The sequence below is a fragment of the Bacteroides caecigallinarum genome (genome assembly GCF_021531075.1).
Lineage (GTDB): Bacteria > Bacteroidota > Bacteroidia > Bacteroidales > Bacteroidaceae > Phocaeicola > Phocaeicola caecigallinarum_B.
The window spans coordinates 1-12,984 of the sequence record NZ_JADYTJ010000040.1 but is presented as its reverse complement, the minus strand read 5'-3'; the positions used below and the strand labels follow the sequence as shown (position 1 = coordinate 12,984).

The following is a 12,984-nucleotide window of genomic DNA, read 5'->3' as shown; positions in this document are numbered from 1 at the left end:
AGGTATATAAAAACAGTTGTTTATATTAAGCTTCAATTAGAAAGATTAGGCTTTTCAGTATAGAAACTTGTTTTAAAAAGCATATTACAGTTTATAAGTTATAAAAAAACTGTCAATAATCATATTTACGCAAAATAAAGCGTTAACTTTACAAATAAAACTGATATATATGATAAACAGAATTCTTAAAACATTTTTTTTAGCTGTTATATTAATTACAGCGTCAACAAGTTATGCGTCGAGAATTGACACATTAATGGTTAAAAGTAATAAGATGAACAGGAAAATTGAGGTTATTGTCATAGTCCCTGAGAGATCTATAAACAAAGAATCATGTCCTACGCTATATCTGCTACATGGATATGGTGGTAATGCCCGTACATGGCTTGGAATAAAGCCAGAATTGCCACAAATGGCTGACAAGGATGGTATAATAATAGTATGTCCTGACGGTGAAAACAGTTGGTATTGGGATAGTCCAACAAATCCTAATAGCCAGTTTGAAACATTTGTCTCTAAAGAACTGGTTGAATATATTGACAAAAACTATCCAACAATCAACAATAGAAATTCCAGAGCTATTACAGGTTTAAGTATGGGAGGACATGGTGGATTATGGCTGTCTATAAGACATAAAGACACATTTGGTGCCGGGGGTGCAACTAGTGGAGGGGTTGACATTCGCCCATTCCCCGATAATTGGGAAATGAAAAAACAATTGGGAGAATTAAGTAGTAATAAAGAGGTGTGGAACAATCACACGGTTATAAACCAATTGAAAAATCTGAAAGATGGCGATTTGGCAATTATTTTCGATTGTGGAACAAATGACTTCTTTTTTGATGTAAACAATAACCTACATGCTGAACTTTTGAAAAGGGGCATTAGTCATGATTATATAACAAGGCCTGGTGTACACGACGGGAAATACTGGAACAACAGTATAGAATATCAATGGCACTATTTCTGTAAATTCTTCAAAGGATATAGAAACAACAAACAATAAAAACATAAAAAACAAAAAAGCGATGTCATCACAAAATATCAAAGGATTACATCGCTTTTTTAATAGTTTCACAAAAGTCCATTAACACTCAATAATAACCGACTTACGAGCAGGAACTACAATGTTCTCTCTCAAATCGATTTTCTTTCCACTAGAAATTTCTTTCCCCTCAACACTTTCATTGATCAATGCCTTGAAATGATTATTCATAAGAACCTGCTCAATGTCAGTGCTGTTTAAAACAATAAGTTCTGTTTTACCACCAACATTTCTTGAATATACATACAAACCTTGCTGTGGTACATGATACTTAACTGTTCTTGATGTAGTCATAATTTAGTTTCTTTGTTAATTTTCCGCACAAATATATTTCAATATTGAATTATCAATTCCAACATAAATACTAAAAAATACTTAATCAAACAACTTTTTGACATAAATCAAAAAAAGTACATCTTTGATACAAATCATCGTTTCACTCCAAATACAAAAAATCAGGCAAATCACAAACATGCAATTCACCTGATTTTCAAGCTATTAAAAAAGTTTTTATACTAAGAATCCCAATAAAATACCTGCAGCTACAGCTGAACCAATTACACCAGCTACGTTAGGACCCATAGCATGCATCAACAGATAGTTGCTTGGATCGTATTCCAAACCTACAACCTGTGAAATACGTGCAGAGTCTGGCACTGCAGATACTCCAGCATTACCGATAAGCGGATTAATCTTGTTGTCTTTCTTCAAGAAGAGGTTGAAGAATTTAACGAACAATACTCCTGACGCTGTTGCTATGATAAATGACAAAGCACCAAGCGCAAATATAAAGATTGAATCACGAGTCAGGAACTCAGAAGCCTGAGTAGAAGCACCTACTGTAAGTCCCAACAGAATAGTAATAGTATCAATCAGCGGACCACGGGCAGTTTCTGCCAGACGACGTGTAACTCCACTTTCTTTCAAAAGGTTACCGAAGAACAACATTCCCAACAATGGAAGACCTGAAGGAACAAGGAAACATGTCAACAACAAACCTACTATAGGGAACATTACCTTTTCTGTGTGCGAAACGGCACGTGGAGCTTTCATACGGATAAGACGCTCTTTCTTAGTTGTGAGCAAACGCATAATAGGCGGCTGTATTACAGGTACAAGAGCCATGTATGAATATGCCGAAACTGCAATTGCACCCATCAAATTAGGAGCTAATTTTGATGAAAGGAAGATGGCTGTCGGACCGTCGGCACCACCGATAATACCGATAGCTGCTGCCTGCATAGGGTCGAAACCAAATTCAAGTGCAAGCATATATGCTCCAAATATACCAAACTGCGCTGCTGCACCGATAAGCATAAGTTTAGGGTTTGATATCAGTGCAGAGAAATCTGTCATGGCACCAATACCCAGGAAAATGAGTGGCGGATACCATCCCGAAGTAACACCCTGATACAAAATATTAAGCACTGAGCCTTCCTCATAAAGACCTACCTTGAGGCCGGCTTCCATATTGAAAGGAATATTACCAATCAGAATACCGAAACCAATAGGAATCAGCAACATCGGCTCAAATTCCTTTGCCACTGCCAGATAGATGAAGAATATACCGACCAGAATCATTATCAGATGCTGTGGAGTAGCATTGAAGAAACCGGTATATGTCCAGAAATCTGCCAGGTTATTCTGCAAAAAACTAAAAAATTCTCCCATATTATTCAATAATTATAAGGTCAGTACCCTCAAGAATAGATTCACCTTTACTTACTTTGATAGAAGTAACTTTACCGTCACGATCAGATTTGATATCATTTTCCATCTTCATGGCTTCAAGAATGAGTAAAGTCTGACCGCGTTTAACTGTATCACCTTCTTTGACTTTTATGTCCAGAATAACTCCTGGTAATGGAGACTTGATACCCGATTTACTTCCTGCCACGACAGGACGTGCCACTGCCGGTGGAGGAGCTGCTGGAGTAGTAGCAGCTGTACGAACTACAGGTTTGATTTTAGGTGTTGCCGATTTTTCAAGTTCTACGGAATATGAAGTTCCATTCACCTCAACCTTAACATTATTGTCTTGTATATCTCCAACAGTAACCTTATATAAGTTACCGTTTATCTTATATTTATATTCTTTCATACGATTAATTTTAAGTATTATTTCTTATTTGGAGTTTCGCGCAAAGTATAAATCTTAGAGCTCCACGGCGAGTAACTACGTTTCACACGGCTTATTGTAAGTATGGTTTCTTCCACATCATGGTCAGCTCCCTGTGCTTCATGCAAAGCCATTGATATTGCAGCTATCACTTCACCTGGTGCTTCACCTAGTTTCATTTCCTTAGCTTCCTTATGGTCTGTCACATTTTGCGCTTTCATAGCGTTACGCTTACGCAAAGCAATTGCAGACTTACCGACAAACTTAAAGCAAATATAAAGCAGAATCAGACCTATAAATACGACAGCCATAGCCGAAATCGCCATACCAACACCAACAGGATCATGCTGTTCGAACTTATCCATTTTAGGATTACTTTCTATAGTCTTGTTGTTTGTGCTAGGTGTAACATACTTCTCAGCACTGTCATCCTTCACTTCCCATTCGTTCAAGCCATCGCTCACACGGGCATATGAATAATTTGCTTTTAGGGCACCGCCCGGAACTACAACCTGATCAAGAAGTTTCTTACCTGAATCATAGAGTCCAATCCAATTGTCGTTTGTTTTGTTCAATACAAAATTTGTATGGAAAGTGCCACGACGGGGAGTACCGTCTGCCCAAAACAAAGTGTGCTGACGTGGTTTTAAAAGTGTCAAGACATCACCTTTAGGGATGAAATAAGTTGCAGTATCACCTGGCTGTGAGCTTACACGAAGTAAACATCCCGCCAAATCGGCACTGCTATATGACTTGTTGAATATTTCTATCCATCCGCTATGCAATCCGTAATCATCCTGGAAGTTACTCTGATTATCCACCAGCACTTCATTGATGACTACTTTATTGTTAGGCTTTTGTTCCTTACAGGACGAAAAAGCCACCAACAGCATCAAAGAAAGGAATATTCCGATATTAAATTTTCTCATAATACTTTCTGAATTTAGTTTATTACAAAGGAATATTACCGTGTTTCTTCGACGGATTAGTAAGTTTCTTGGTCTGCAACTGCTGTAATGCACGTATAATGCGGAAACGAGTGTTACGAGGTTCAATCACATCATCGATATAACCATATTTAGCCGCATTATAAGGATTAGCAAACAATTTGGTGTATTCAGCTTCCTTCTCAGCCATAAATGCTTTAGGATCTTCAGCTTCCTTGGCTTCTTTTGCATAAAGTACTTCTACTGCACCGGCACCACCCATAACGGCAATTTCGGCAGTAGGCCATGCATAGTTCATATCACCACGCAACTGCTTACAGCTCATCACGATGTGAGAACCACCATACGACTTACGCAAAGTAATTGTAACCTTAGGAACAGTAGCTTCACCGTAAGCATAAAGCAATTTAGCACCGTGAAGGATAACTGCATTATATTCCTGCCCTGTACCTGGCAAGAATCCAGGAACGTCAACAAGCGAAACAATAGGAATATTGAAAGCATCGCAGAAACGAACGAAACGTGCTCCCTTACGTGATGCATTGCAGTCAAGCACACCTGCAAGGAACTTAGGCTGATTGGCAACGATACCTACAGACTGTCCGTTGAAGCGGGCAAAACCGACTATTATATTCTTTGCAAAATCACGCTGAACTTCAAGGAATTCGCCATTATCAACTATTGCCCCGATAACTTCATACATATCATAAGCCTTATTTGCGCTATCAGGAATAATTTCGTTAAGAGAATCTTCCAGACGGTCAATAGGGTCTGTACAGTCCACATAAGGAGCTTCTTCAAGATTATTCTGAGGAATATAGCTCAATAGTTTACGAATCAATGCCAAACCTTCTTCTTCAGTAGAAGCTGTGAAATGTGTTACACCCGAACGTGTTGAGTGTACGCTTGCACCACCAAGGTCTTCCTGTGAAACATCTTCACCTGTTACAGTCTTAACCACTTTAGGACCAGTAAGGAACATATAAGATGTACCTTCCATCATAAGAGTGAAATCTGTCAAAGCTGGAGAATAAACAGCGCCACCGGCGCAAGGACCAAAAATACCGGAAATCTGAGGGATAACACCTGATGCAAGGATATTACGCTGGAATATTTCAGCATAACCAGCCAAAGCGTTAATACCTTCCTGGATACGTGCACCACCGGAGTCGTTAAGTCCGATACACGGAGCACCCATCTTCATGGCCATGTCCATTACTTTACAAATCTTCTGCGACATAGTTTCAGACAGTGAACCTGCAGAAACAGTAAAATCCTGTGCAAATACATAAACCAATCGTCCTTCGATAGTACCATATCCGGTAACGACACCATCGCCAAGAAAATGTTTCTTATCCATACCGAAATTAGTACAACGATGTTTTACGAACATATCCAATTCTTCGAAACTGCCTTCATCAAGTAACATAGAGATACGTTCACGTGCTGTATATTTACCCTTAGCATGCTGTTTCTCAATAGCTTTTTCACCACCTCCCAAACGAGCTTGGGTACGCAGTTCGATAAGCTCCTTCACTTTTTCCAATTGATTACTCATAGTTATAAGTATTTTTAAGTTTATAATAACATTAGTCGGATAGAGCAATATTCCTTATAAAACAAGTTGAAGAGCCGGCTTACATAAAAAATATGTAAACTGACTCTTCAACAAGATATTTATGAAAAACTTATTCCAAGCATCTTCTCCATCCATATTTTATTTTTCACAAAGTTCTGTCAACACCCCCATTGTTGATTTCGGATGAAGAAAAGCGATATTAAGGTTTTCGGCTCCTTTACGTAGCGCCTTGTCAATAAGACGTATACCTTTACCTTCGGCATCAGCCAAAGCATTAGCTACACCATCTTCAACGGCAAATGCCACATGGTGTACCCCCATTCCTCTGTTTTCAATAAATTTCGCTATTGTACTTTCAGGTCCTGTAGGTTCAAGGAGTTCTATTTTTGTTTCACCACATTTCAGAAATGCAGTTCTAACTTTTTGGTCTTCAACTGTTTCTATGTTATAACATTTTAATCCCAATACATTTTCATAGTATGGGAGAGCTTCTTCTATGCTATTGACAGCAATGCCCAAATGTTCAATATGAGATATTTTCATAATGACGTTGTTTTTTAGATATTAAATTAAAGTTCATAAATTCTATTAGACAAAGAAAAGAAATTTGGATTAAAATAGGAAACTTTTTTCTCAAATATTTTTCCTAATTACCTTTTTATAATGTCTGAATGTTTATTTTGAAAACTTTGGTTGACAAAATAAAGCTAAACATATATTTTCTCAAATATTCTATTCAACCATCTCCATTTCAATCTATACCAACGGCGTGTACTCAGTTGCTTTCCTCCAAATCTCAATATAAAATCACGATATCCGTATTTCTTGAAAGGAAGCCCCGCATCTATAAACTCAAAATGACTATAGCCTTTCTCTCTAGAATACAACATAGCATTCCATACAGCCAACACACCAGGATACAAAGAAGGATAACTCTTCCTCATTCCACCAGAAAATAACATATACACAGTGTCATCAGAAAACAAACAACACGAACCACCAATTATTCTACCATTGTAAGACACTGTAAATATTTTGCCAATTTCATCACTGCCATCCCTTTGTTCCAAAAGTGTAGTAAAAAAATCAATGGCAGGAAAATACTTAAAGACTTTAGACGAATAATATTTTTTCAACATTCTGAAGAGATTCCTTACCTGTTCCTCTGTATCAGCAACACCCATAACAGCCCCATTTCTCAATCCACATTGTATCTGGCGTTTCCTGGATGCTCCCATCCATTTATCAATGGTGGAATGATGAATAGAATTAATAACTCTCAGACGCCTAATAGGGAAATACCCGTTCTGCCTAAAGTAACGATAGCCAAAAAGAGACTCACTAAGATTTCTGAACTCAATAATAGAAAAATTGTCTTTATTACGATTTGTAAAATAGGATAACAATTCGTCGAAGATCAAATCATGCCTGAGATCTGCATCAAAATACTCACCTGTATCGTATACAATACATTTGCTGATAAACCATGATTTCCGCACCACACACAAGAGTTTACCGATAGGCCTGTCTCCATTGAAAGCCACAAGCATAAAAGGACTGAATCCGGGAGTCCGTTCAAGAATCCTAAACAAGCTGACCGAATGAAACACGTTTTTACCTGGAAGGTTAGGCAACGCTTCTGAATGCTCATATGTAACCAAACGTATTGCCATATATCGCAAATTTACATAAAAAGTTTCAGCCTTTAAAACGAAAAGCATATTTTTATTAATAGTATTAACTGCATCTCTGAATTAAAAGTCTGAAAACTATGTTTTCCACTTTGTACTTCACTCGGTTTGCATTATATTTGTAGAAATCATTTAATTTAAATAATCATTTATGGAAAATTTCAGTGACCTCATAAAATCAAGACGTAGCATGCGTAAATTCACTTCAGAAGAGTTAACACAGGAAGAAGTAGTAAATCTTCTTAAAGCAGCACTTATGTCTCCCACATCAAAAAGAACAAACTGCTGGCAGTTCATTGCAGTAGATGACAAGGAGATATTGGAAAAGCTATCATACTGTAAGGAAGCAAGCGCGTCATTCATAAAAGATGCAGCACTGGCCATTGTAGTTACAGCCGATCCTATGGTTAGCGATGTATGGATTGAAGATGCATCTATCGCATCAATAATGATACAATTACAGGCAGAAGACCTCGGACTGGGTAGTTGTTGGGTGCAACTGCGTGAAAGATTCACTGCAAATGGAGTTCCTTCAAACGAATATGTACACGAAGTGCTTGACCTTCCACTACAACTACAGGCTCTTTCTATAATAGCCATTGGACACAAAGGTATGGAAAGGAAACCTTTCGACGAATCACATTTGCAATGGGAAAAAATCCATATAAACAAATACGGAGGTAAATAATGACGGAACATACAGCATACAATCCTTCAATAGTATTAATAGGAGCAGGAAACGTAGCCACACACCTTGGCAAGGCATTTCATGAAGCAGGATGCAGAATAAGAATGGTTTATAGCAGAACTAAGGAATCGGCAAGAATACTTGCTGAGAGTATCGGTTGCCCGTACACCACAGACATCACATCCATAGATAATGAGGCAGACATCTATATCGTTTCGTTGAAAGATTCTGTTTTAGACCATATACTTCCAGAACTGGTAAAATGTAACAGTAAAGCGCTTTTTGTACATACAGCCGGAAGTGTTTCCATTGACATATGGAAAGGTTTGACACACAGATACGGAGTTCTATACCCTATGCAAACATTTAGCAAACAAAGGGATATCAATTTCGATAACGTACATTTCTTCATCGAAGCAAACACGGAAGAAGATACGGAACTGCTTATAAAAACAGCATCTTTAATAAGTAGACATATATTCAAAGCTTCATCAGAACAGAGAAAATATTTACATATATCAGCTGTATTCGCATGTAATTTTGCCAACCACATGTATTCAATCTGCGAGCATCTGCTTACTTCACATGGACTGCCTTTCAGTGCTATGTTGCCACTCATTGACGAAACAGCCGAGAAAGTTCATCATTTATCACCGGTTTCAGCACAAACAGGACCTGCACAACGCGATGACCACAATATCATGAACAATCACCTATCCCTACTCAAAGACGAACCGGAAATAGCAGAACTCTACTTGCGCATAAGCGAAAACATTCACAATTATCAAAGAAACAAAAAATAAACATTCATATGATTAACTACGACCTTACAAAAATAAAAGCCTTATTTTTTGACGTTGATGGAGTACTTAGTAGCGACAATGTTCCTCTCCATCCTAACGGTGAACCGATGAGAATGGTAAATATAAAAGACGGATATGCCATTCAGCTAGCTGTAAAATGTGGACTCCATGTAGCTATAATTACAGGAGGACGTACAGAAGCTGTAAGATTAAGATTCGAAGGTTTAGGTGTAGAAGACGTATGTATGGGAGCATCCGTAAAAACAAAGGAATATAATGAACTGATAAAAAAATACAATCTCAAGCCGGAAGAAGTTTTATATATGGGTGACGATATTCCTGACTACGAAGTTCTCTGCCTTGTAGGTCTACCATGTTGTCCTGCCGATGCTGCGCCTGACATAAAAAGTGTGTGTAAATACATATCCCATCGCGCAGGAGGTCAGGGTTGCGGTCGTGACGTAATAGAACAAGTGTTACGCGCCCAAGGAAAATGGATGTCACACGAAGAAGCATTTGGATGGTAAACTTTTTTTTAATTTGTAAGTTTCAAATCCATAACTGAACTTATTAAGGCATTATCTTATCAATACAATAAAACGAAAAACGCATAAGTTTAAATTCATAAAAACACATAAACTTAAATACAATGTTAGACAATCTAAAAAAATACAATATAATACTGGCATCAAACTCACCACGTCGTCGCGAACTACTCTCTGGATTGGGCTTGAATTATGAAGTGAAATTAATAAAAGATGTAGACGAAAGCTACCCTTCACATCTAAACGGGAGCGAAATTCCCGAATTCATTTCACGAATAAAAGCTGCTGCTTACCGTCCGTTTATGAAAGAAAATGATCTGATAATAACTGCAGACACTATAGTCTACGCAAACAACAAAGTACTCGGTAAACCTAAAAACAGAGAAGATGCCGTAAAAATGCTGAAGACTCTATCAGGTCAAACACATCAAGTAATGACAGGAGTGACTATTACCACACATAAATTCCAGAAAAGTTTTGTATCAACATCTGATGTTACATTCGACAATCTAACAGATGAGGAAATAAACTTCTATATTGACAATTACAAACCTTACGACAAGGCTGGGGCATACGGCATACAGGAATGGATTGGATACATCGGTGTATCTGGAATTAGAGGTTCATATTTCAATGTTATGGGACTACCAATACAGAAACTATATAGGGAATTGTGCAAAATATAAAAAACGGGAGGTTTTCTAAAATTCATGGACAACCTCCCGTTTTCAGTTCTGAAGAATATAAACAGACTATAATTATTATAACAAGGTAATTAGGTATAAATATAAAACAGACGCAGGAATAGCAAGCAGTGTACTATCAAATCTATCCAACATTCCCCCATGTCCCGGTAATATGTTACCTGAATCTTTTATACCTATACTGCGTTTAATTAAAGATTCAACCAGATCTCCCCAAGTTCCAAAAACCACCACTGTTAAAGCAAGCCCTACCCATTCCATTACAGACAAAACAGGAAAATAATTAGCTACTATAATTGAGGATACTATAGTAAAAATACCACCTCCAAATGAACCTTCCCAAGATTTTTTAGGAGAAATACGTTCAAAAAGCCTATGCTTACCAAATAACACACCTACACAATAGGCGCCACTATCATTAACCCAGGTAAATATAAAAATAGACAAAGGAAGTACAGGTATATAATCATTAACACTGCAGTCACTTAAATTACCGAAAGCCAAGGTATTAAGCAATGCAAATGGCAGTGCAATATACAATTGCGCCATAAAAGCATATGCCATATTATTAACAGGATTATCTTTCAAAAGATATAATTCACTTATTAATAAATAGATTATCAATAACAAATATGGAATCAATATTTCAAATTTGCCTGGCGCTATTTCCAAGTATGAAAAACTTAAAAAAAGATACACACCTGCCAAAATTGATATCGGCTTATTAATTTGTGCCAAGCCACTTTTTTTAATTATATTGCAAAACTCATTGACCGTCATTGCACATATAATGGCAAACAACACAGAGAATGTTATCGGCCCTGCCAATATGCATCCCACCAAAACAATTACAAATATGGCTCCAGTTAATGCTCGTGTTAAAAATTTACTTTTCATGGCTTGATACTTATATTGTATTACAGGTTTAAAATACTTTATACAAACATTAATAAGCTATTAATCCTGTATATTTGACTCTTCATCTTTTACTTCCAGACTTTTTACTTTATCTGTGTCATTATCTGATTCTGCCATAATTTCTTCCGATCTCGAAGCCCAAGGACGTTTGCCAAAAATAGCTTCTACATCGTCAGCAAATATTACTTCCTTCTCAATCAATAATTCGGCAAGTTTATTATGCCCTTCTTCATGTAACTTCAGAATTTGTTTGGCTCTTTCATATTGTTCAGCAATCATAGCTTTCACCTCACTATCTATTAGTTCAGCAGTATGCTCACTGTATGGTTTACTGAAACTATATTCATCATTATTATAGTAACATAAATTAGGCAATTTATTGCTCATTCCTGCATATGCTATCATTCCATATGCCTGCTTGGTCACCCTTTCAAGGTCATTCATTGCACCTGTTGATATTTGCTTCAGAAATAATTCCTCAGCAGCACGCCCACCTAAAGTAGCACACATTTCATCCAACATCTGTTCTTTAGTTGTAATCTGTCTTTCCTCAGGTAAGTACCAGGCTGCACCTAAAGCTCTACCTCTAGGAACAATTGTTACTTTTATAAGCGGATTAGCATATTCAAGGAACCAAGAGATTGTAGCATGTCCTGCCTCGTGCAAAGCAATAGCTCTCTTTTCTGACGCTGTCATTACTTTAGTTTTCTTCTCCAGTCCTCCTACTATTCTATCAATAGCAGCCATAAAATCTTCTTTAGTAACAAACGACTTATTATGTCTAGCAGCAATAAGTGCAGCTTCATTACATACATTTGCTATGTCCGCACCACTGAAACCTGGAGTTTGTCTTGCCAATAAATCCAAATCCACAGAATTATCCAACTTTAAAGGTCGTATATGCACACCAAACACGGCCTTTCTTTCATTCAAGTCTGGCAAATCAACATGTATCTGTCTATCAAAACGTCCAGCTCTTAACAATGCTTTATCAAGGATATCTGCACGGTTTGTTGCAGCTAATATTATAACTCCACTGTTTGTGCCAAAACCATCCATTTCTGTGAGTAACTGATTCAAAGTATTCTCTCTTTCGTCGTTACCACCCATATTAGGATTTTTACCTCTGGCTCTACCTACCGCATCAATCTCATCTATAAAAATTATACACGGAGATTTTTCTTTTGCTTGTCTAAACAAATCACGAACACGAGAAGCACCAACTCCTACGAACATTTCAACAAAATCAGATCCTGACATTGAGAAAAAAGGAACATCAGCTTCGCCTGCTACTGCTTTTGCCAAAAGAGTTTTACCAGTTCCCGGAGGACCAACAAGCAACGCACCTTTTGGAATTTTTCCTCCTAGCTCTGTATATTTTTGAGGTTGTTTCAAAAATTCAACTATTTCCTGAACCTCTTGTTTTGCTTCCGTTTGTCCTGCTACATCTTTAAATGTTACTCTATTAGCTCCTTTTTCAAAAAGTTGTGCTTTGCTTTTACCAACATTAAATACATTTCCTGCTCCACCGGCATTACCAGATCCACCCATACGGCGCATTATAAAAATCCATAAACCTACGAAAAATATTATCGGTAACAGATTCCAAAAAATTACTCCAAAATAATCGTTCTCTTTCTCATAACGTATAGATCCGGTAAAGTTCCCATTTTTTTGTTCTTCATCAAGAAATTTATCTAATGAATCCATAGAACCCACTTGGACCCTTACAGATGGAGTCTTTCCAACCTTCGTTGCTTCTTTTTTAAATACATCTACAATATTTTCCGTTTTGATGTACATTTCTACAGAATTATTGTCATATGCAATTATTTTATCCGCATAACCTTTCTTTACCATATCTTTGAATTCTGTATAAGTAATCTCCTTACTCATACTTCCCTCATCACTTGTTATATAAAGAAAAGCTATAGCTAATGCAATT

General features: G+C 37.2%; 14 protein-coding genes. 5 read left to right on the top strand and 9 right to left on the bottom strand.

The genetic code is table 11. From position 1 onward, the window contains the following. Positions 1–169 precede the first annotated feature (169 nt). Entirely contained in the window at positions 170–1,006 is an 837-nt protein-coding gene (locus tag I6E11_RS10785; protein WP_394800128.1) for an alpha/beta hydrolase, read from the top strand. Between the two features lie 81 nt (positions 1,007–1,087). Here the strand turns inward: I6E11_RS10785 and I6E11_RS10780 are convergent, their stop codons facing one another. The 7 genes from I6E11_RS10780 to I6E11_RS10750 all read right to left on the bottom strand — a co-directional run bounded on the left by I6E11_RS10780 (position 1,088) and on the right by I6E11_RS10750 (position 7,363). Beyond that, on the bottom strand, positions 1,088–1,339 hold the full coding sequence (locus tag I6E11_RS10780; RefSeq protein ID WP_235338044.1) for a cyclomaltodextrinase C-terminal domain-containing protein: 252 nt from the start codon (positions 1,337–1,339) through the stop codon (positions 1,088–1,090). A gap of 216 nt (positions 1,340–1,555) precedes the next feature. Beyond that, positions 1,556–2,716, bottom strand: a complete 1,161-nt coding sequence (locus tag I6E11_RS10775; RefSeq protein WP_235338043.1) for a sodium ion-translocating decarboxylase subunit beta — start codon at positions 2,714–2,716, stop codon at positions 1,556–1,558. A 1-nt stretch (position 2,717) separates the two neighbouring features. Beyond that, positions 2,718–3,146, bottom strand: a complete 429-nt coding sequence (locus tag I6E11_RS10770; protein WP_235338042.1) for a biotin/lipoyl-containing protein — start codon at positions 3,144–3,146, stop codon at positions 2,718–2,720. A 17-nt stretch (positions 3,147–3,163) separates the two neighbouring features. Next, on the bottom strand, positions 3,164–4,093 hold the full coding sequence (locus tag I6E11_RS10765) for an OadG family transporter subunit (protein WP_235338041.1): 930 nt from the start codon (positions 4,091–4,093) through the stop codon (positions 3,164–3,166). Between the two features lie 22 nt (positions 4,094–4,115). Next, a complete protein-coding gene (locus I6E11_RS10760; RefSeq protein ID WP_235338040.1) occupies positions 4,116–5,669 on the bottom strand; it encodes an acyl-CoA carboxylase subunit beta in 1,554 nt (517 codons plus the stop codon). A gap of 159 nt (positions 5,670–5,828) precedes the next feature. Next, positions 5,829–6,233 carry a methylmalonyl-CoA epimerase gene (gene mce / locus I6E11_RS10755; protein WP_235338039.1) on the bottom strand — a complete coding sequence of 135 codons (405 nt, stop codon included), beginning with the start codon at positions 6,231–6,233 and terminating at the stop codon, positions 5,829–5,831. A gap of 164 nt (positions 6,234–6,397) precedes the next feature. Continuing rightward, the gene (locus I6E11_RS10750; RefSeq protein ID WP_235338038.1) at positions 6,398–7,363 is read right to left on the bottom strand and encodes a GNAT family N-acetyltransferase; all 966 of its coding nucleotides are present in this window, start codon (positions 7,361–7,363) and stop codon (positions 6,398–6,400) included. A gap of 169 nt (positions 7,364–7,532) precedes the next feature. Here I6E11_RS10750 and I6E11_RS10745 point away from each other — a divergent pair, with 169 nt between their 5' ends. From I6E11_RS10745 to I6E11_RS10730, 4 genes are all read left to right on the top strand, one after another. Next, a complete protein-coding gene (locus I6E11_RS10745) occupies positions 7,533–8,069 on the top strand; it encodes a nitroreductase family protein (RefSeq protein WP_235338037.1) in 537 nt (178 codons plus the stop codon). Further along, positions 8,069–8,872, top strand: a complete 804-nt coding sequence (locus tag I6E11_RS10740) for a Rossmann-like and DUF2520 domain-containing protein (protein ID WP_235338036.1) — start codon at positions 8,069–8,071, stop codon at positions 8,870–8,872. Before I6E11_RS10745 ends, I6E11_RS10740 begins: the two co-directional genes overlap by 1 nt. An 8-nt stretch (positions 8,873–8,880) precedes the next feature. Further along, positions 8,881–9,399, top strand: coding sequence for a KdsC family phosphatase (locus I6E11_RS10735; RefSeq protein WP_235338035.1), 519 nt, complete (start codon positions 8,881–8,883; stop codon positions 9,397–9,399). A gap of 122 nt (positions 9,400–9,521) precedes the next feature. Beyond that, positions 9,522–10,103, top strand: coding sequence for a Maf-like protein (locus I6E11_RS10730; RefSeq protein WP_235338034.1), 582 nt, complete (start codon positions 9,522–9,524; stop codon positions 10,101–10,103). A 75-nt stretch (positions 10,104–10,178) separates the two neighbouring features. On the opposite strand, the gene I6E11_RS10725 is transcribed toward I6E11_RS10730, so the two are convergent. Continuing rightward, the gene (locus tag I6E11_RS10725) at positions 10,179–11,018 is read right to left on the bottom strand and encodes a phosphatidate cytidylyltransferase (RefSeq protein ID WP_235338033.1); all 840 of its coding nucleotides are present in this window, start codon (positions 11,016–11,018) and stop codon (positions 10,179–10,181) included. A gap of 60 nt (positions 11,019–11,078) precedes the next feature. Continuing rightward, the coding region (ftsH, locus tag I6E11_RS10720) for an ATP-dependent zinc metalloprotease FtsH (RefSeq protein WP_262911703.1) at positions 11,079–12,984 on the bottom strand (1,906 nt) is incomplete at its 5' end.